The sequence below is a fragment of the Nostoc sp. genome, assembly GCF_036917195.1.
Taxonomy (GTDB): Bacteria; Cyanobacteriota; Cyanobacteriia; order Cyanobacteriales; family Nostocaceae; genus Nostoc.
Genome location: NZ_JBALDG010000080.1, coordinates 83,799 through 103,383, shown reverse-complemented (window position 1 = coordinate 103,383; position 19,585 = coordinate 83,799). Strand labels below are relative to the sequence as shown.

The window sequence follows — 19,585 nt, the reverse complement described above, 5'->3', positions numbered from 1 at the left end:
TCCACGTGTATCCGCCCTTTGGTAGACTTGAAAACTGAAATAGCTACATAAAACGACGTAAATTCAGGCAGCTGAGAGGGTAGACTTTGTGGAAAATACACTTGGGTTAGAGATTATTGAAGTAGTAGAGCAAGCCGCGATCGCATCCGCAAAGTGGATGGGTAAAGGCGAGAAAAACACTGCTGACCAGGTAGCAGTAGAAGCTATGCGGGAGCGGATGAATAAAATCTATATGCGGGGTCGCATTGTGATTGGGGAAGGCGAACGCGATGACGCGCCGATGCTATACATCGGGGAAGAAGTTGGTATTTGTACCCAACCAGATGCCAAAAATTTCTGTAACCCTGATGAATTAATCGAAATTGACATCGCGGTTGACCCCTGTGAAGGTACGAATTTGGTAGCATACGGGCAACCTGGTTCGATGGCTGTCTTGGCAATTTCTGAAAAGGGGGGATTATTTGCTGCTCCTGACTTTTATATGAAGAAGTTAGCAGCACCTCCCGCAGCTAAGGGCAAGGTAGATATCAACAAGTCAGCAACGGAAAACCTGAAGATTCTCTCGGAGGCTCTAGACCGGGGTATTGATGAACTTGTAGTAGTAGTAATGAAGCGCGAACGCCACAATGATTTAATTAAAGAAATCCGTGACGCCGGAGCTAGAGTACAACTAATTTCAGATGGTGATGTAGGTGCAGCCATATCCTGTGGTTTTGCTGGAACTAATATCCACGCGCTGATGGGTATCGGTGCTGCTCCTGAAGGTGTAATCTCCGCAGCAGCAATGCGTGCTATGGGTGGACACTTCCAAGGTCAATTGATCTACGATCCAGCAATAGTAAAAACAGGTTTGATAGGAGAAAGCAGAGAAGCTAACCTTGATCGTTTAAAGTCTATGAATATCAATGACGCCGATAAGGTCTATGATGCTCATGAATTGGCATCTGGTAAAACTGTTCTGTTCGCTGCTAGCGGCATTACCAGTGGTAATCTCATGGAAGGTGTGCGTTTCTTCAAGGGCGGGGCAAGAACTCAAAGCTTGGTAATTTCCAACCAGTCAAAAACTGCTCGATTTGTTGATACAATTCACATGTTTGGTGAACCTAAGACTCTCCAACTTAACTAATTTTTAGGGAATGGGGAATGGTAAAAGTAGGGGCAAAGCATTTGGAAAGAAATCTTTCTATAAAACGGAAAAATAGTCACCCAAATGCTTTACCCTTACAGTAGTTAGTAGTTAGTAGTTAGTGATTATTTGTTGGTTGGAAAAACTACCAACCAATAAACAAAAATCCCCCATTCCCAATTCTCACTCAATACCCTATTCCCAACTACCAACTAGTAACTACGATTTAGCAAATGAATATAGCAGTGGTGGGGTTAAGCCATAAAACAGCCCCAGTAGAAGTCCGGGAAAAACTGAGCATTCCAGAACCACAAATTGAAAGTGCGATCGCTCATCTGGTCAGCTATCCCCATATTGATGAAGTTGCAATTCTTAGCACTTGTAACCGTTTAGAAATCTACATTGTTACCAGTGAAGCAGACCAAGGTATCCGAGAAATAACTCAGTTTCTTGCAGAATACAGCAAATTGCCTGTTATTTCCCTGCGACGACACCTGTTTATGCTGCTGCATGATGATGCAGTAATGCATGTCATGCGAGTAGCGGGTGGTTTAGATAGTCTGGTACTTGGAGAAGGTCAAATTCTGGCTCAGGTGAAGACTACTCACAAACTGGGGCAGCAATATAACGGTATAAAAACCATTTTGAATCGATTATTTAAACAAGCGCTGACAGCTGGTAAGCGGGTTCGCACTGAAACTAGTATTGGTACTGGCGCTGTCTCTATTAGTTCAGCAGCTGTGGAATTAGCGCAGATAAAAGTGGCAAATTTTGCTGCTTGTCGAGTAGTAATTCTGGGTGCTGGTAAAATGTCGCGGCTGCTGGTGCAACACCTACTTTCTAAAGGTGCTGTGCAAATTAGTATTGTAAATCGCTCTCGTGAACGTGCCCAAGAATTAGCGAAGCAGTTCCCTCAACAATCTATCCAAATTCATCCGCTATCGGAAATGATGGCAGTAATTGCCGATAGCGATTTAGTGTTTACAAGTACTTCGGCAACAGAGCCGATACTTGACCGGGCCAAATTGGAAATGGTTTTAGAAGTTCAGCGCTCTCTGATGTTATTTGATATTTCTGTGCCGCGTAATGTTCATGCGGATGTGAATGAGCTGGCAAATGTGCAGGCGTTTAATGTGGATGATTTGAAGGCAGTAGTAGCACAAAACTACGAAAGCCGTCGCAAGATTGCACAGGAAGCAGAGCGACTTTTAGAGGAAGAAGTGGAAGCCTTTGATATTTGGTCGCGCTCTCTTGAAACTGTTACCACTATTAGCTGTCTGCGGAATAAAGTCGAAACCATCCGTGAACAAGAATTAGAAAAAGCTTTGTCGAGATTAGGTTCTGAATTCGCTGAAAAACATCAAGAGGTGATTGAAGCATTAACACGGGGAATTGTCAATAAAATTTTACATGACCCGATGGTGCAATTGCGATCGCAGCAAGATGTTGAAGCTAGACGGCACTGTATGCAAACTCTGCAAATGCTGTTCAACCTGGATGCAGGGGAGCAGTTTAGTTAAACTTAACAACAAGATCCCTGACAACTTTTACGAAGTTGGGGATCTAAGCTTTTTAATTAGATATACTTCTAATTAGATATCTATCTAATTAGAAGTTAGTTATGCAACCAGAGCAATTTAACATCTTATTGCGCTTTTTCAAGGCATTAGCAGACGATAGTCGTTTGAAGATTGTAGGTATTTTGGCGAATCAGGAGTGTAGCGTCGAAGAATTGGCGGTGCTACTGCAACTCAAGGAACCGACGGTATCCCATCATTTAGCGAAACTTAAGGAGCTAAATTTGGTGACAATGCGCCCTGAGGGTAATAGCCGTCTGTACCAATTGGATAGCGAGGCTTTACAAAGTATCAGTAAGGAAATTTTCACACCTGAGAAAATAGGATCTTTGATAGAGGATGTGGATACTGAGGCTTGGGAAAGCAAAGTATTGAAAAACTATTTTGAGGGCGAATGTCTCAAAGAAATCCCTGCTAGCCGCAAAAAACGTCTAGTTATTCTCAAGTGGTTAGCAAACCAGTTTGAAGTGGGAGTCAACTACTCTGAACGCCTGGTAAATGACATTCTCAAACGCTACCATCCTGATTGCGCCACCCTACGACGAGAGCTGATTGCTTCCCAGTTAATGCAGCGAGAGAATGGGGTTTATTGGCGGACAACATAGATATAGGAGATATAGGACTCATATTTGATTTTTGAAATACACGCAGTAGCTTTCCTTCTCCTAAAGGGAGAGGCTAACGCCAAGGGAGAAGACTCGCTAACGTAATTCATAATTATGACCTCTGAATCAGGAGTAGCTAGCTAAACAGTTTATTTAGTTACTCTTTGAAAACAGCCTAAAGCGTTTTCTAAATCTTAAGAGGTAGTTTGTTGAAATCTTTGATAAATCAGTTTAGCTATCAGATCAATTTTTTTGTGGATTACTCTAAGGGTATTAAAGTATGAAAATAAACAACAAGTTTAGATATAGATATTTTGTCCTACTTCCGTTATTGATGGCGCAGGCTGGATTAGCTCAAAACCAACAAAAAGAACTGATATCGCAGCTAAAGGTTCCTGAGAACTTGAAAGTACCAACAGGACAGACGCTTGTGCAAAAGGTAAGTGGTAAAGGGACGCAAATTTATCAGTGTAAGGCTAAGGCTGACAATCCCAACGAGTTCGAGTGGACTTTAAAGGCACCACAGGCTGATCTATTCGACGATAAAGGGCAGAAAATCGGCAAGCACTATGCTGGCCCTACTTGGGAAGCAAATGATGGCAGCAAAGTTGTAGGTCAAGTTAAATCGCGTGCCAACTCACCAAACCAGAGTGCCATTCCTTGGTTGCTCCTTGAAGCAAAATCAAATGAAGGTAATGGTATATTCAGCAAAGTGAAATACATCCAACGGGTAAATACTATAGGAGGTAAAGCGCCTACTACAAGATGTGACAAAACTCACACAAATTCTCAATTATCAGTTAATTACAGTTCTAATTACTACTTTTATGAAGCGATGCCTTAGGGACTTCCAGTTAAAAATTTATAAGTCAGCCTGTTTGATTTGCTGTACTACCGGGTCTTGTTTCCCCTTGTGGCAAATTCAAAGTTCGTTTCCAAATGACCCCCTTTTTTTAAGTACCTGCCTTAACCAGTCAGGACTTAATTTTACGGAGCGTTCTTGTTCTAATTTTTGAGCTAACTGAACACTGTTATATGTACGTGGCTCAAGCTCCAAACATTCTTCTAAGAAAACCATGTCAGCTTCTGCCCACCTTGATTTTCCTCCCCGCCCTGGTTTCTCCCAAAGCCCCTCTAAGCCTAACTTTTGCCATCTATGCAACACTTCTCTCACGTTTGGGCAGTCCAGTTAAAGTGTGCTGCTATCTTCTCTACATACCAACCATGTGCGCTCAATCTAATCACTTCGGCTCTGTCTTTCACCTTCTGGGGTACATCTGCCGCTCTCAGGTTCAAAAGAGTTCTATTTTGCTCTCTAGTCAGAAATACTCTTAAATGACTGCCCATATCGCGTTACCTTTGGGACACATTGTACGTATATACTTATCTTTACATAGTTTGGTTTTTTCACCTCGTTCTACTTAGTATCAGCTGTTGTTCACTAGAACAAGCAAGTGTGTATCTATTGTGGTTAACTTTTTTTGAGATTGTTATTTGCCTAAATAAGCTTCCAGAACTTTTGGATTAGTTTGAATTTCTGCGGGTGTACCGTCAGCCAAATTTTGCCCTTCGGCAAGCACCCAAACGCGATCGCACAAGGACATAATCACATCCATATTGTGTTCAATAATCAAAAACGTCATTCCATCTTGACGGTTCCAAGTGAGAATGCGATCGCAAATATCATCAATCAGTTTCGGATTCACCCCAGCTGCTGGTTCATCCAACAAAATTAATTTGGGATTAGTCATCAGTGCCCGTCCCATTTCTAGCAGCTTGCGTTGTCCACCAGACAAGCCACCAGCATAATCGTGTGCTTTTTTTGCCAAGCCCACTGATTCTAACAAAAACATTGCCCGCTCTTGGAGTTGCTTTTCTTCCTTCGCTACGATGTGTGGCTGCAACTGCACTAGCCAAAAATTTTCACCCGTTTGTTTTTGAGCCGCCAGCAGCATATTTTCTAACACCGACAACCGCGAGAGAGTTCGTGCTACCTGAAAAGTGCGGATTACTCCCTGCTGGGCGATTTGATATGGTTGCAAATTGTGAATAGGTTCACCGTCAAAAATCACTCGTCCCTTATCAGGGCGGATGAAGTTCGAGAGGAGGTTAAATAAGGTGGTTTTACCAGCACCATTGGGGCCAATCAAGCCAGTAATGCTGCCTTTGGCAACTTCGATTTTCGCCTCATTAACTGCTTTAATACCACCAAAGCTTTTAGAAAGTCCAGTAGCCACCAAAAGGGGAAGTGAGGATGACTGGTTATTTACCAAGAGTGAGTTCCTCCTTTTTCCCTAAGATACCTTGAGGTCGCCAAATCATCAATACCATCAAAATTAGTCCGATTACCATGATCCGAAATGCACCCAAACGGGCTTCATCAAGGGGAACGATTCTGGGTAATACTTCCCGCGTCAGCGCATCGTAAGCAAAGAAAATTACCGCCCCTAAGATTGTGCCAACATTATTCCCAGAACCACCTAAAATCACCATGATCCAAGTGTCAAAGGTAATCTGCGGTTGGAAATTATCAGGGTAAATCGCGACCAGTTGCCAAGCGAAGAAAGCACCAGCGATACCCGCGATCGCACCTCCAAGCATGAGAGATTGTAATTTATACCAAAAGACATTTTTTCCCAATGCCTTGGGAATTTCTTCATCTTCACGGATGGCTTTGAGAATTCTACCCCAAGGCGATCGCACCAAAATTTCTAACCGCCAGTATACAAATGCTAAAACCAATAGCAGCACCAGCATTAAACCTGCTTTTGGGTTGTAATTATACAGTTCGATCACTCCAGAAATATAAATTGCTGCCGCCAAAACTGCTAATACAATTCCCACACCCAAACGCGACGCAAATTCTTGCTTGTTAGTCATCCTCTGGCCCAAATCAGTAGTCCGAGACATTTGGGTGATGCGAATCCACCGCCATAACGTAAAAAAAGTTATAGCAGCCAACAGCGTCAGCAGCCCAATCATCACAAATCTGACAAACAAATTCGGCTCTGTGGATAAGGGTATGCGATAACTTTGCACACCAAATGCCCCAGAAATCCAGGTGTCACCCACAGGTAAATCCTGATTATTTACTACCAAACGAATTAGTTCGCCCGTACCGATGGTGACAATTGCTAGATAATCTTCCCGCAAGCGTAGAGTTGCAAAACCAATTACTAAACCCAGCAAGGCGGCGACAATTGTCCCAGCTACTGCCGATATTAGTAGGGGGACGCCCTTCAAACTTAACAATATGGTTGTATATGCTCCTAGAGTCATGAAAGCAATATGACCAAAGTTAATTAGCCCGGTAAAGCCCCATTGCAAATTGAGTCCTAGTGCGAATAGAGCGAAAAGTGCTGTAGAAATTGCTAAGAAAATAAGATATTCAACCATGTTTAGGAGTGGGAAGGTGGCAGTTAGGAATTTCTAACAAATAAATTATCCAATCTTCTAGAGTGGGCATCTGGCACCTGCTCAATCTCCCGCCAAGAAATAAATTTCACAGGCTAATAGCTTAAGTCCACTAAAGTAGACTGCCATCGATACCAGCTATTAATCGAGTTTAGTCCTCTTGAGAGGACTTAAGCTATTAGCCATAGGTTTCTAACCTATGGCGGTTTTTGCGACTGGTGTAATATCTCACTTAGGAGTCAAAAGTCGAGAATCAGCAGACAAGAGTTAAAAGTCAAGGCTCAACTTTCGAGTTCAAAGGCTCAACTTTCGAGTTCAAAGGCTCAACTTTCGAGTTCAAAGGCTTAACGTTCAGGTTCAAAGGCTCAACGTTCGAGTTCAAAGGCTCAACGTTCAGGTTCAAAGGCTCAACGTTCGAGTTCAAAGGCTCAACGTTCGAGTTCAAAGGCTCAACGTTCAGGTTCAAAGGCTCAACTTTCGAGTTCGCGGACGCTCCCCTGCCCTCAACGCTTGGCGAATAAATTTTAGCGTAGCTTGAGCATAGTCCTACATTGCCGTTAACCTTTGCTAATTTTGTGGGAATACTATTTATTGTTGGTCTTGGGTTGTAGGAATAATTGACGTATGAATTTGCTGCGACTGAGAATGCATCACTTAATTGAGCAGTTAGCCGATGAGGATTTGCAAGACATTTGGGACGTTCTCGAAGGTTTACATTGTGACTTTTATATGCTCAAAGCGATACAACAAGTTAAGCGATCGCAGCAACCGTGGGATATCTTAACCCATGAAGAAGCGGTACGACTGTTGATGTTTTTCTGATTCAGTAGCGCTTTTAATAGTGCTTAGTAGTAGCCCATAGTTAAAGCTAAGGGATAACTTAGGAAGAAATTTGTTTATTATTCAGAGCTAAAGCCAGAGATTTAGACCCATATGCCCAAGTGTAAGTCTTAGTATTGCTTCTTGACTCAGCACCCACTACTTTCAACTCAGCCCTCTTTTGGTGTCGTCCCTCAAGTTTTGGTTAAGGTAACGCCTAGTGAGTCTGGAAATGCGCTATGCAAGGTCTTTTTTGCTAGACCTGAAGAATTTAGAACCTGCCGCCTACGAGCGGGTGCATGATTTTGTCTTTATTGAGTTAGCCCAAAAGTGGCAACTGAGTGATCTAAAAGAACTACGACACCTTGATAGTGAAGGCATTTTTCACCGCTTTACCCTAGATAATTATCTGATTGGTATAGAAATCAGGGGTGAAATTGTGAAATTTCTGCGTGTCATGCCTATGCCAGATGTTTAAGGATAAGAGTCAAGGGAACACTTAAAACTGTAAACTGTATAAGGCTAGGCAGGGATCGCTATAACCTTACATTAAACTGGTTTTGAAAAACACTTTATTTGAGATTTCCCTATGGATGCTAGGGCACTTTGGCAACGATACCAAAACTGGTTATATTTCCACGAGGGATTGGGACTGTACTTAGACGTGAGTCGGATACGGTTCGATGATGCCTTCGTAGATTCGTTGCGTCCGAAGTTTGACAAGGCGTTTGCGGATATGGCTCAACTCGAGAAGGGTGCGATCGCAAATCCTGACGAGAAGCGCATGGTTGGACACTACTGGCTGCGAAATCCTGATTTAGCGCCAGCTCCAGAACTTACACAAGAAATTGTCCAAACCCTAGAACAAATCGAAGCCTTTGCGGAAAAAGTCCAAACAGGTGCTATTCATCCTCCCAGAGCAAGCCGCTTCACGGATATTATCTCCATTGGAATTGGTGGTTCCGCTCTTGGTCCCCAATTCGTCGCTGAAGCCCTCGCTTCTGATTTCCCGCCCCTGAAACTTCACTTTATCGATAACAACGATCCGGCAGGTATCGATAGCGTTCTCAATCATCTGCGAAATAGCCTCGCCAGCACTTTAGTATTGGTGATCTCTAAATCTGGAGGGACGCCGGAACCTCGCAACGGCATGATTGAAGTTAAAAAAGCCTACGCCGGACACAATTTGGAATTTGCTCAATATGCGGTAGCAATTACCAGCGTTGATAGCAACCTTGATAACCTGGCCAAAGACGAAGGTTGGCTGGCCAGATTTCCCATGTATGACTGGGTAGGAGGACGCACCTCAGAAATGTCTGCTGTGGGGCTAGTACCAGCGGCATTACAGGGGATTGATGTTCGCGCCATGCTAGATGGCGCAAAAGAAATGGATGACGCTACCCGCGTCCCAGATGTGAAAAATAACCCAGCAGCCTTGCTTGCTTTGTCTTGGTACTTTGCGGGCAATGGAAAGGGCGAAAAAGATATGGTTGTTCTACCTTACAAGGACAGCTTATTTTTATTCAGTCGCTATTTGCAACAGCTGGTGATGGAATCCTTGGGCAAGGAAAAAGACTTAGATGGCAACGTTGTCCATCAAGGCATCGCCGTTTATGGCAACAAAGGCTCAACAGATCAACACGCTTATGTCCAGCAGTTACGTGAGGGTGTAGCGAATTTCTTTGCTACCTTCATCGAAGTGTTGGAAGATCGTCAAGGCCCATCCACTGAAATAGATCCCGGAGTTACAACAGGCGATTATCTTTCCGGTTTTCTCCAAGGAACCCGACAAGCGCTTTATGAAAATCACCGCGATTCGATTACAGTCACGATTCCCCAAGTTAACCCCCGAACTGTAGGGGCATTAATTGCTTTGTATGAACGTGCTGTTGGTTTATATGCTAATTTGGTCAACATCAACGCCTACCATCAACCAGGTGTAGAAGCTGGCAAAAAAGCTGCCGCCACCATTCTCGACTTGCAAACACGAGTCGTAGCAGTGCTACAAAAAGAAAAAACTCCCATTTCTCTTGACGAACTCGCCAACAAAGCAGGCGCATCAGATCAAGTTGAGGCAATTTACAAGATTTTGCGTCATATCTATGCCAATCAGCGAGGTGTGGTTTTGCAAGGTGATCTTCACAAACCCGACAGTTTGACCGTTTCTGCTAGCTGATAGCTCTAGTCTAAATATCACATTTTGTCCATAATTGTTGTATCAGCAACAATTTTTTATTGTGAAGCATCCTAGATAGAAGATATATCTTCCGTCTAGGATGCTTCACTGTATAATTCGTAATTCGTAATTAAGAAGACTTTTAAAACATCCTCTTAATTACGAATTCCTCGTTCCTATGCTCTGCATGAGAATGCTAGTGATTGGGGTGGGCTGCGCGATCGCTCGTTATTGCTTTCCATAAAATAAAGTTAAGGCAGCATCAATAAGTAGGATTAATGCTATGACTGAATCAACTGCAAAACAACCTGCGCGTCGAGGTAGAATTTTTCCAGAACGCACTTTACCACCAGAAGAACTTGCTAGACGCAAAGCTGAAGATGAAGTATTTTATCGGCGTTGTCGGGCAATTTTTGAGCGTGTGCGTCCCAATTTGATTAAGGAACACTATGGCTGGTATATTGCTGTGGAGCCAGATAGTGGTGATTACTTCATTGATGCAGATAAAGAAGTGGCAAGCCTAAAAGCTCGTCAAAAGTACCCAAATATCATCCACTTTATGTTTTGTCTAAATGAGACTGGAGCCACAGGCAGAATATGATTCAGGGTACGTTTGGTAATGAGGTGCAGCTATTTTTTGAAATTGAATTGATTACTGCTGATGGATTAAATCTGTCTGTGAATGCCATGTTAGATAATGGTTTTACAGGCTTTATGGCAATTAGTAAACAAGATTTAGACAGTCTTGATTGGTCTTTTATACGTCAGGAATAACTGCGAACTGCACAGGGAGAAGCAAGATTTTATATCTATTTGGGTAAGGTGCTGTTGGATGGACAGGAGTATGAAATTCCTGTTTATGCAGGGGATGAAATTACAGAAGTTTTGTTAGGTTCAGAGTGGCTAAAAATTCTACCATTGGTAGTTAATTACCTGGCTGGGATATTGAGTTTGGGCTAAGTACGTTCGCACTTCAGTTCTTTTGAAACGAACCGCTGAGGCGCAGAGAACGCAGAGGGAAGAAAAGAGATATATTATACTATCTTTAGTTAATGGGTAAATCACGGAGAAAGTAAAAGCGATCGCCTTTCCAATCACTACTTTTTATTCGTCCTAAATAGCCTGTTAAGGGTGAGGAAAGTTCTATCAATAAATCGTAAACTGCTTCATCATTTAGCTTGGGGTTATGAGTGGCATTGGCATTATAATGAACACGAGTTTCTGTAACTGTGAAGCTTTGATGTGTAGCTTTTGAACTTGGGTTATCTTGTTCAGAGAGTTCTTTGACTACTGTGATAATCTGCGATCGCAATTTAATCTCTCTTTCAGCTTTATCAATATATTCATCAATTCTATAGTCAATTTGCCCAGGTTGTAGATATTGCTGTAATTCAACTAAGTTAATAGTACCTGGATATTTTGCTTTGAATTCAACGAGTTTTTGTAAAGTCATAGCATTAATAATACTTACTTCCCATTCTTTACAGGCTTTTAATGTATCTGTAGATGGATTACCAGGGCCAATTACTAATTTAGCTGAAGTTAATAGTTGAGTTTTACCTAAGTGCATCCCACCAAGTTTGAGTAATTCTTCAACAGTACGACTCGGAATCAGCTTACCCGCCTTACACTCGCAAACAATAGGGTAAGGTTTTGAACAAAATAAATCTAAGCCTCCAGCGCCACCTTTGTAAGCATTTTCAACTTTGAAGCCTAAAAACTCTAGACTTTGACGTGCAATGTTTTCAAAATCTGTACCAGCTTGATAGTTGCTTTTGTTCTCATCTTGTTCGATGCTGCGATCGCCCAATTTTGCAATATCATTTATCCAAGCTAAATTTGGATCGGGTTGCTTAATTAGCTTGTCACTACTCCAACCCAGAAATATTTTGATATCGTCGTCTAATTGTTTCGCTGCTGGCTGGCTAATGGTTAAGGATGCGATCGCACTCTGTAATTCTTCTAGTTCAGGATGCAGGGGGGGTTCTAGTTTTTCTAATTGGTGCTTGCGTTGGGCGAAGGTGCGATCATTTAATACTGGGTTGTCTTCAGAAACCGTTAAGGAATTTGGCAAACTAACAAATTTTCCTAGCTTTTCCAGAATATTGGGATTTACTGGTATTTCTTGTAACTGAGATAACTGATAGACACGCAAGTAAGCCAAGAAAAGATACTGTTGTTGTCGTAGTATTTCCTTTAATACTTTTGGTGTCCATATTGTTAATTTAGACAAAATATCTAGTGGCTTAGTCTCGTCTAAAATTTGGCAAAGTTCACATTTAGCCCAAGCTTTAATTGAAGCTGAAGAATCAACAGGATAAAGTGTAAATCTCTGCCCAGGACGAATAAACATCCTGGGTAAAGCTGCAATTGTTCGCCCCTGTATTAAGGCTTCAATATCAAGGGCAGGTAGACACAGCGCTGTTGGAATTGAAAACTGCTGATTCATTTATAGTTAGCTATAGATTTAGAGCGATATTATCAGCATTAGGAATACTTTGAGGAATACTAATAGGTAATCCATCATCAGTTAAATTAGTAGGTTCTTGCCCAGAAGGATCACTGAGAATTTCTCGAATCAAAGGATTGTTGATTGCTAGTTGCTTCTGCTCAATAAAATCAGAAATTTGTTCTTTTGTCAGTTCATAACTTTGATGCTTATAGTAAACGAATAATATGGCCAACAGAGGTTTAATGTCTTGGCTTTGCAACCCTACCCATTCTCCACCCTTTTTTTGCAACAGTATTATCAAATGCTTTCTAGCTAATACTGCATTTGGACTAATTTTCTTTGAACGCACTAAGCAACCGCGAGTTAGATCAAATGTTTTGTAATCAATTAGTCGTCCCAAGGCAGCAGCTATAACCGTGCGGTCTTGCTGAACTACATCTACTCCAATCCTTACTTTTCTCTTATTGCCTATAATTTTAAAATCCATAAAGCCATTATTTGCTGCACTAGGCTCTACTTCTTCAATTGATTCGATTGTTACTCCCTCTACAGTTTCACCTATTAGACTATTGAAAGCAAGCAAAAGAGCATCAGTAATTGTTACTTCTTCTTCCATTAATGAATCAATAGAAGCCTCAACATTTGCGAATTCATTATCGAAGTATGCTTTAACTGGATGGATTGTTGTAGATGTCGATGCTGTTGTAGTATTTGTTGTTGAACTTTTAGAATCATCAATAATAGGCTCGTTAGGTATAAAATTCTCTGCACACCATTTCAAAACTGATCTAACTGTAGGTCTACTCTTACCAAGTTCTCTAAGTTTAGTTTCGTTAAATGGGTAGAGAGGATGAGGTGGTGTTTGTTGATGTTTCTCATAAAAATCTTGTAACCATTGACTAACTAAAGCAAGAATATCATCAGAATTTATAAAGCTTAATTTTATAGGCTGTCTGTCAGTTTGATCACTGACTAATCTATCTATAACTGCTTCAGCTTCTGGTAAAGCCTTGATTTGGTCTTCCCAGGTACGAGGATACATTGCTAATAGTAAAACACCTTGTTTGAGACTGTTATATAAATCCTTAACTAAGTTTGCAATAACTTGTGCTGCTAGAAATCCATTATCAGCAGCATCTGCAATATCTAATTCGTCAAAACAAATCACTGGAACTCTATAATAGCTAGTGATATCTAGAATTTGACGAACAGTGCTTAATGCTTCAGCTTCTCTATCCTCGCTTTTAGGATTTGGCAACCCCATCTCTTCAGCTTGTGATTGTGCTAATTCCAAACCAGATAACCAATAGCTTGCATAATTAATATGGTCTTGAGAAAGTGTCCACAAAATTGCTTTTACTATGTAAGGGTTGGTTATTTCAGGCTTGACTTTGAGAACACTTTCTGTCAAATGAACTATCGCCTTAGTTGAGTGTTGTCTCAACCAACCTGGATACATATTAGTATACTGTTGTGGCGTATATTTCCACTGTTTTGCTTCGTTAATTAAAGCTGCTGCAATTTACTGCCATTGCATTACTTTTTGACTACCAAAAGCTCTGAGACTAGAGGCGACACTTTGCAGAAATAGAGACTTAATTTGATTCAAGTTATCATACTTACTCATATAGATAAATAAGCTACCATCTTCTGTCTGTAATCGGTGGCGAATCCGACTAATAATATGGCTTTTACCTAACCCTTTCTCTGCTGTAATTGTGATACCTACGGTTTCACGTTTTCCTTTACGGACTTTATCAACAGCATCAAAAACTGCATTAGAAGCATGAGTATTAATTGAGGGAACATCAGGAAAACTTTTACCCCAGATTTGTTGCGGTCTGACGACAATATGGCCTGCAAATGGATTTTGATTTTTAATCAAATTATCAATGGTAGATGTGGTGAGAGTCATAGTGGTGTGAAGTTAATGTGTGAAGAGTCAAATAAGAGTTTAAGATTTCAGACGTGTGGCGTAGCAGCGTAATCCATCTAATTCTGTAGCTACCGAATCTTCAATTTTGTCGGGTGCGCTGTCTTCTACACTCCCCCCTTGCAATTGCAAAATATCGTCGGCTTGCGTTTCCAGCAGCCAATCATTAAACTCTGTACGACTAACCCGATCACCTATTGCTCTCCTGATGCGATAAATTGGCACTAGATTATTAAAGTTGTATTCATAGTTCAGCTTGTCGTAGACTTCCAACGCCACTGGCTTAAACTCGTCGTAAGATGCGATTCCTTCTCTTGGAGACGCTACGCGAAGGGAAAGCTCCGCTAACGCACTTTTCCCATTAACTGGTACATTTGCACTAGTTAGTGCAACATCTATCTGACTAATCCACTTCACTAGCGCATTTGCTAACCAATATCCGACATTGGTTTCAAATTTAAACTCGCCACTTCTCAAACCTTCACCCAATACCTCTAAACCCTTGCCAGATGTGAGAGAATATCCCTTTTTGGAAATTGCGATCGCACCCTGATTCTGTAATTCCTCGAATATGCCCTGATAATCTGCTACCTTCTTTGTTTTGGATACAATTCGGTCATGAAGTTGACGTTTGTTCACTTCCTGCTGCGTTCCTCCCAAATTCCACAAAGCCAAAAGGAGACGAGTTCTAATTTGGACTGTATTTTTTGATGTCATATTGAGTGTATTTTTTGACCATAATTATCGAAGTTGCTGTATCTTTTTAATTTATTTACCACCAAAAAATAACCGAGAAATTGCTGAATATTTCCGTGTTTGGGCTAAATTGAATAATAAAAAATCAACAAGATCAGGACTTACGCAGTGAAAATCTGAAACCTCGATTCCCTTTTAAAAAGGGGGGAACCAAAGACCCAATTTTTTAAGGGGGGATCTCTTCTGCGTAAGTCCTAAAAATATTTCCTTAGGATGAATGGAGTTTCTCTCAAAGGCAGGATGAAATACTTGAAAAGATCGATCATCATGACAGAGAAACGCTGTAGCTGTGCAGTTGTGCATTGAGTGGTATATGTTTTTTCGATTCCAGGGGAAATAACAGGAATTCCAACTTTGTTTTTGCAACAGCAAGGCTTTTAGCAAATACAGGTGATGACGAAATCCGATGAACACAATATATAAAGAACGTAAAGTAGTTTCGCGTCTATTTGCAGTGCTGCTTTCAGCATTGTTAACAGTACCCTTGCTGAGTAGCTGCGGAGGCGGTTCCCGAAATGCTTCTGTGCCACCACCTGTTGATGATAGTGTTGGTAGAACAGTGAGCGATCGCAACAATCGAAACCAACCTGAAGCTAAGAAGGGCTTCTCTACAGGGCAGAAAGTGGCGCTTTTGGCAGGAGCAGCAGGACTTTATTACCTCTACAACCAGCATAAGAATGCTTCACAAGAAGGAGCGCAAGGTAAGTACTATCTTTCCAAGAATGGGCGTGTATACTACCGCGATGCTGAACATCGCGCTCACTGGGTAACTGCACCAACAGAAGGAATTCGAGTACCGGAATCTGAGGCACAAAAGTATCGCCAATTCCAAGGCTATAACGGTAGTACTACTGGTCGCGATCTAAGTGGCATCACTTCATCGGCAGCTCCGGCTCTCTAGATAGCGAAGCGTGTGTAAATCATAAAGCGGGTTTCCCGGAGGATAACGCCGATCGCGCACGTCGGAAACAAGAACTAAAATCAGGAGACAGATTATGGTAGATGACTTTTTGCGAAAGGCGAAAGATTTCCTTTTGGGATCGAACGGCGATCAAGTTGACCAAGATGCCGAATTCCGCGATCGCAATGTACGTCCAGCCAGCGAAGACCCCTACGGCGACCCCGCAGATGCGGCATCTTACGGCAACGTTATTCCAGCCAGTCAAGACCCTTATGGCGACCCCGCAGATATCTCGTCTTACGGCAACGTTCGCCCAGCTAGTGAAGACCCTTATGGCGACCCCGCAGACCAAGGCGAGTTTGGTGACGTCCGTCCAGCCAGCGAAGACCCCTATGGCGACCCCGCAGATCAGGATTACCGCCGTTAACGCCAAACCTAACCCCCCAGCCCCAACCCTTGTAGTAAATGGGGAGAATTCAAAGCCTTTCCCCTAAAAGGGGAGAGGAATAGAAGTATGGAAGTGAGGTTTTTCACATTCGGTGAAAAGTGATAAATTTTGGAATAGTTAACAAATAAGGCAGCGGGATTTGAACCTACTGCCTTTTGTTTTTGCTGTGATTTTGAGGTTGCGAAAAAGTCAAACAATCTCACATTTAAAACATTATTGAATAACCTGAGCCGCCGTACTTCAGTACAGGGCAAGATATGGCTAACTGTAAAGATTTCAGTCTCAAGGCGTTTAATTATTTAAACTCTTCGAGTTGATCCACACGTAACCAAATATTAGGTGTTGGCACTTTCCCAAACTTAATCAGGGCGTAATCACCCTTGATATCTACAATTTCACCCTTGGTTTCAAACAAATAAGAAGGAAACCGAGTATCACTGGCTTTTGCTTCCAGACTGTTTTCCAGTTTCTCGCGGATAGCGCGAACCATATCTCCTTTTTTAATTGCCATGAATTCCCCTCTCAAATTTGTAACTTGTTTCATCTGCATTTTAAGAGAGTTAGGAGTTAGAAGTAAAAACTCCTAACTCCTAATTCTTAACTTCTAACTCCCCGTAGTGTTTGACACTGTAGGCAAAAATGACTAGAACGCCCAGCTAGCCTAATCCGTTGAATTGGTGTGCCACAAACTCGACAGGGTTCTCCAGCGCGGTTATAAACCCAGGCAACACCACCATAGTTACCGTTGACACCCTTAACACTTAAGAAATTACTAAAAGTCGTACCACCAGCTTCAATACTGGTTTCTAAAACTTGAATTATGGCTGTTCGTAAACGCTCAATTTGCTTTAGCTGCAAATCTATAGACAAGGTTTCAGGTAAAATTCCACTCTTAAACAATGCTTCATCGGCATAAATGTTACCTAATCCCGCCACCACCGATTGATCCAGTAGCACAGTTTTAATCGGACGGCGGCGGTTTTTAAGTTTGAGAGCTAGATATTCGACAGTAAATTCGGGCGAAAACGGGTCTGCTGCCAGTTTTGCTAAACCAGTCATAATACTTTCTACAGCAACACTAGGCGGAACCCACCAAATTTTACCGAAGGTACGCTGATCAACAAAACGCAATTCCTGCTGCTCCCCAAAGAATAATCTCACCCGCGTGTGCTTATGTAATGGTTCATCTCGATGCAGCCATAGTAGTTGACCAGTCATTCGCAGATGAACCCCTAGCCAACTGCTTGAGGAAGGGGAAGAGGAGGATGAGGGAGCGAGTTCGGCGAGGAGATATTTACCACGACGATGCCAAGTAGTGATGGCATTCTTTTTAATTCCATCAACAAACTCACCAATAGAAAACGGGTAGGCGATGGTGCGATCGAGCAATACATCTCCCCCCGTGATTTCTTGGTTGAGGGTCAATTGATTTAGACCCCTTCGGACTGTTTCAACTTCAGGCAGTTCAGGCATTCAAACTGATTAAGCAAGCAATTTTGATGTACTTGGGGGGGTCAATAAGTAAGATATCAGGTAGTATTTTAGACACTTGAAAGTGACTTGCCGTACTACCAAATAGAAACCGTAAATATCCGCAGGGCGGCTTCTCGTAGATTAGGGTAGGCTAGGATCAAGGATGAATGAACTGAAAGTTTCAGACTTCATACTTCAGACTTCCCTTCATCATCGCATCAAACAACCCCCTTGTAGCTTTGCTGCTTATTTTTTCGCCGGTTTAGCCTTTGGTGCTTCAACCTCCACTAATTCATCTTGGGCAAAATTGTTGGTATTGATACCAGAGTAATTTACCTTGTCAAAGCGGACAATTACAGGGTATTTGATGCCGCTTTGATCTATGGAAGCCACAATTCCTAGATCCTGAAACCAGTAGGATTCAGGGCGGAGAATACGTACTTTAGAACCACGTTGAACCATGATTATTTTCCCTTTTAGTTATCAATACGCCAATCTAGAGGGCTAATTGATTTCACTCTACAACCTGAAGGTCGCAGCAAGAGTCTTTGTTAAGTTATTTGTCTGAATTGGGCATTGGGCATGGGGGACAAGAGGCAGAAGGGCAGGGGGTATGCAAGGTGAGAATTAAAATTACCTCTTTCCTCTCTGCTCCCAGCAAGAACTGCTTCCCCGCTTTCACTCCCCTGGCACATCCCAAATTTGAAATGGTATTATATCCTACTTGACAAGGTACACATTATAGCGTACCTTCGTTCGCAACAGGATCTTTGCACAAACTTATGTTTTACTCAATACGAACACGCTGCCCTCGTTACCTCTGCCGATCCGCAGATCGTTATCTATATAAGTGATATCTAACCAGCCTTGCTGTTGATCACTTTTTATTGCAACATCAATCGCCGGAAATTTTCTACCTGCTTCAATTTGTTGGATAAAAGTTACCGGAGAATTGTATTCTATTAAACGTTGTAAGCCGATAATAGACCGCTCAAATTTCACTTGGACACGCCGCTCTGAAACTGGCTCAAATTTAGCAGCTACGCTGACTAATCCTGACAAATAAGGTAAGCCAGAAATCTCAGCTATGTTGTAAACGCTGGCAGTATCTACCCGGATACACTGATAGATTTGACCCAGTTTGCAAAAAGGAAAACGATCTAAGTTTAAAAGAGCCTTGCTAGTGGTGTATAGTAATCGCCAATTGCCATCTAGCAAATTACTAGCTTCCACCGGACGGGGTGTAGGATTAAAGTCTTCTAAATTGGCGATCGCAGCTAGGATAGTCTGTTTCTGTGCTTGGGTCGCCAATAAACCGCGATCAGTAAGTGCGATCGCATCTATAAGAGCCGCTTTTGCCATCATCGCCTGTCACCTCTAAAATCACTCAGTTTCCATCAGCATAAACAAGATATTCATGACCTATGTGTAGAGCCATAAAAGTTACTAATAATCGCTTGACCTAAGCCATATGCCTATTAAATAAAAAATTTCTATCGGAATGCGGATTTCTCAACTAAAGGGTTGAAAAGATAACTAAATTAATCCGTGTCAAGTGATAGACTCTAAATGTCAACTTACGTATACCTTTTCTTGTCCTCCTCGATATGTTGAACTCTCCATTACGTGAAGACCCCCGTAACCAACGAGCCGATGTCATCCCCTTAAAGCAAGAGTCCTCTTTGTTGGACTGGTTGCAAACCAATGGTCGGATCATAACGCGTGACGTTCACGAACCGGATTTTCAAGATGACGAAGAAGAAATAGACTCCCTAATGGGTGTAGAAGATGGAATTGGCTACGACCTTGATGATGATGACAATATAGGAATCGCCGAGGATTAGCCTTTTCAGGCTAGGGACTTGGTAGTATCCCTAGTTCCTGATATTTAGCTTTATTAAGTGT

Annotated in this window: 20 protein-coding genes and 2 pseudogenes; 12 read left to right on the top strand and 10 right to left on the bottom strand. The window is 42.0% G+C overall.

The annotated features are described in order from the left end of the window. Positions 1-88: 88 nt before the first annotated feature. From glpX to V7K40_RS28525, 4 genes are all read left to right on the top strand, one after another. Positions 89-1,126 carry a class II fructose-bisphosphatase gene (glpX, locus tag V7K40_RS28540; RefSeq protein WP_334965746.1) on the top strand — a complete coding sequence of 346 codons (1,038 nt, stop codon included), beginning with the start codon at positions 89-91 and terminating at the stop codon, positions 1,124-1,126. Positions 1,127-1,359: 233 nt separating this feature from the next. Continuing rightward, the gene (locus V7K40_RS28535) at positions 1,360-2,646 is read left to right on the top strand and encodes a glutamyl-tRNA reductase (protein ID WP_334965744.1); all 1,287 of its coding nucleotides are present in this window, start codon (positions 1,360-1,362) and stop codon (positions 2,644-2,646) included. A gap of 101 nt (positions 2,647-2,747) precedes the next feature. Next, positions 2,748-3,308 carry a metalloregulator ArsR/SmtB family transcription factor gene (locus V7K40_RS28530; RefSeq protein WP_334965743.1) on the top strand — a complete coding sequence of 187 codons (561 nt, stop codon included), beginning with the start codon at positions 2,748-2,750 and terminating at the stop codon, positions 3,306-3,308. Positions 3,309-3,588: 280 nt separating this feature from the next. Then, on the top strand, positions 3,589-4,152 hold the full coding sequence (locus tag V7K40_RS28525) for a DUF3455 domain-containing protein (protein WP_334965741.1): 564 nt from the start codon (positions 3,589-3,591) through the stop codon (positions 4,150-4,152). A 646-nt stretch (positions 4,153-4,798) separates the two neighbouring features. Here the strand turns inward: V7K40_RS28525 and V7K40_RS28520 are convergent. The 3 genes from V7K40_RS28520 to V7K40_RS28510 all read right to left on the bottom strand — a co-directional run bounded on the left by V7K40_RS28520 (position 4,799) and on the right by V7K40_RS28510 (position 7,188). Continuing rightward, complete coding sequence (locus V7K40_RS28520) at positions 4,799-5,581, bottom strand: ABC transporter ATP-binding protein (protein WP_334965739.1); 783 nt, start codon at positions 5,579-5,581, stop codon at positions 4,799-4,801. Next, entirely contained in the window at positions 5,571-6,704 is a 1,134-nt protein-coding gene (locus V7K40_RS28515) for a branched-chain amino acid ABC transporter permease (RefSeq protein ID WP_334965737.1), read from the bottom strand. The genes V7K40_RS28520 and V7K40_RS28515 overlap by 11 nt, the downstream gene beginning before the upstream one ends. Positions 6,705-6,996: 292 nt before the next feature. Further along, on the bottom strand, positions 6,997-7,188 hold the full coding sequence (locus V7K40_RS28510) for a hypothetical protein (RefSeq protein ID WP_334965735.1): 192 nt from the start codon (positions 7,186-7,188) through the stop codon (positions 6,997-6,999). A 158-nt stretch (positions 7,189-7,346) separates the two neighbouring features. Between V7K40_RS28510 and V7K40_RS28505 the strand changes: the two genes are divergently transcribed. From V7K40_RS28505 to V7K40_RS28485, 5 genes and pseudogenes are all read left to right on the top strand, one after another. Beyond that, entirely contained in the window at positions 7,347-7,544 is a 198-nt protein-coding gene (locus V7K40_RS28505; protein ID WP_273763769.1) for a hypothetical protein, read from the top strand. Between the two features lie 217 nt (positions 7,545-7,761). Further along, positions 7,762-8,019: a cytotoxic translational repressor of toxin-antitoxin stability system gene (locus tag V7K40_RS28500; protein ID WP_273763768.1), complete on the top strand. Its 258-nt coding sequence runs from the start codon at positions 7,762-7,764 to the stop codon at positions 8,017-8,019. 111 nt (positions 8,020-8,130) lie between these two features. Next, on the top strand, positions 8,131-9,717 hold the full coding sequence (locus V7K40_RS28495) for a glucose-6-phosphate isomerase (protein ID WP_334965733.1): 1,587 nt from the start codon (positions 8,131-8,133) through the stop codon (positions 9,715-9,717). Between the two features lie 283 nt (positions 9,718-10,000). After that, entirely contained in the window at positions 10,001-10,318 is a 318-nt protein-coding gene (locus tag V7K40_RS28490) for a hypothetical protein (RefSeq protein WP_334965731.1), read from the top strand. Continuing rightward, positions 10,315-10,677: pseudogene (locus tag V7K40_RS28485) on the top strand (aspartyl protease). The gene V7K40_RS28490 and the pseudogene V7K40_RS28485 overlap by 4 nt, the downstream one beginning before the upstream one ends. 85 nt (positions 10,678-10,762) lie before the next feature. Here the strand turns inward: V7K40_RS28485 and V7K40_RS28480 are convergent. The 3 genes and pseudogenes from V7K40_RS28480 to V7K40_RS28470 all read right to left on the bottom strand — a co-directional run bounded on the left by V7K40_RS28480 (position 10,763) and on the right by V7K40_RS28470 (position 14,819). Beyond that, on the bottom strand, positions 10,763-12,166 hold the full coding sequence (locus V7K40_RS28480) for a DUF1802 family protein (protein ID WP_334965729.1): 1,404 nt from the start codon (positions 12,164-12,166) through the stop codon (positions 10,763-10,765). 10 nt (positions 12,167-12,176) lie between these two features. Then, positions 12,177-14,084 (bottom strand): annotated as a pseudogene (locus tag V7K40_RS28475) (hypothetical protein). Positions 14,085-14,123: 39 nt separating this feature from the next. Next, complete coding sequence (locus V7K40_RS28470) at positions 14,124-14,819, bottom strand: hypothetical protein (protein WP_334965727.1); 696 nt, start codon at positions 14,817-14,819, stop codon at positions 14,124-14,126. 445 nt (positions 14,820-15,264) lie between these two features. Here V7K40_RS28470 and V7K40_RS28465 point away from each other — a divergent pair, with 445 nt between their 5' ends. Together V7K40_RS28465 and V7K40_RS28460 are read left to right on the top strand one after the other, a co-directional pair. Further along, positions 15,265-15,759: a hypothetical protein gene (locus V7K40_RS28465; RefSeq protein ID WP_334965725.1), complete on the top strand. Its 495-nt coding sequence runs from the start codon at positions 15,265-15,267 to the stop codon at positions 15,757-15,759. A 94-nt stretch (positions 15,760-15,853) separates the two neighbouring features. Continuing rightward, positions 15,854-16,186, top strand: coding sequence for a translation initiation factor (locus V7K40_RS28460; protein WP_334965723.1), 333 nt, complete (start codon positions 15,854-15,856; stop codon positions 16,184-16,186). Between the two features lie 316 nt (positions 16,187-16,502). On the opposite strand, the gene V7K40_RS28455 is transcribed toward V7K40_RS28460, so the two are convergent. From V7K40_RS28455 to V7K40_RS28440, 4 genes are all read right to left on the bottom strand, one after another. Next, complete coding sequence (locus V7K40_RS28455; RefSeq protein ID WP_334965721.1) at positions 16,503-16,718, bottom strand: NAD(P)H-quinone oxidoreductase subunit O; 216 nt, start codon at positions 16,716-16,718, stop codon at positions 16,503-16,505. Positions 16,719-16,804: 86 nt separating this feature from the next. Next, positions 16,805-17,680 (bottom strand): DNA-formamidopyrimidine glycosylase, encoded by an 876-nt coding sequence (locus V7K40_RS28450; RefSeq protein ID WP_334965719.1) that lies wholly within the window; start codon positions 17,678-17,680, stop codon positions 16,805-16,807. A gap of 246 nt (positions 17,681-17,926) precedes the next feature. Next, entirely contained in the window at positions 17,927-18,142 is a 216-nt protein-coding gene (locus V7K40_RS28445) for a photosystem I reaction center subunit IV (protein WP_334965717.1), read from the bottom strand. Positions 18,143-18,460: 318 nt separating this feature from the next. Then, positions 18,461-19,045, bottom strand: a complete 585-nt coding sequence (locus V7K40_RS28440) for a PAP/fibrillin family protein (protein WP_334965715.1) — start codon at positions 19,043-19,045, stop codon at positions 18,461-18,463. Between the two features lie 242 nt (positions 19,046-19,287). On the opposite strand from V7K40_RS28440, the gene V7K40_RS28435 reads away from it, so the two are divergent. Continuing rightward, positions 19,288-19,524 (top strand): DUF3134 domain-containing protein, encoded by a 237-nt coding sequence (locus V7K40_RS28435; RefSeq protein WP_273763753.1) that lies wholly within the window; start codon positions 19,288-19,290, stop codon positions 19,522-19,524. Positions 19,525-19,585: the final 61 nt, after the last annotated feature.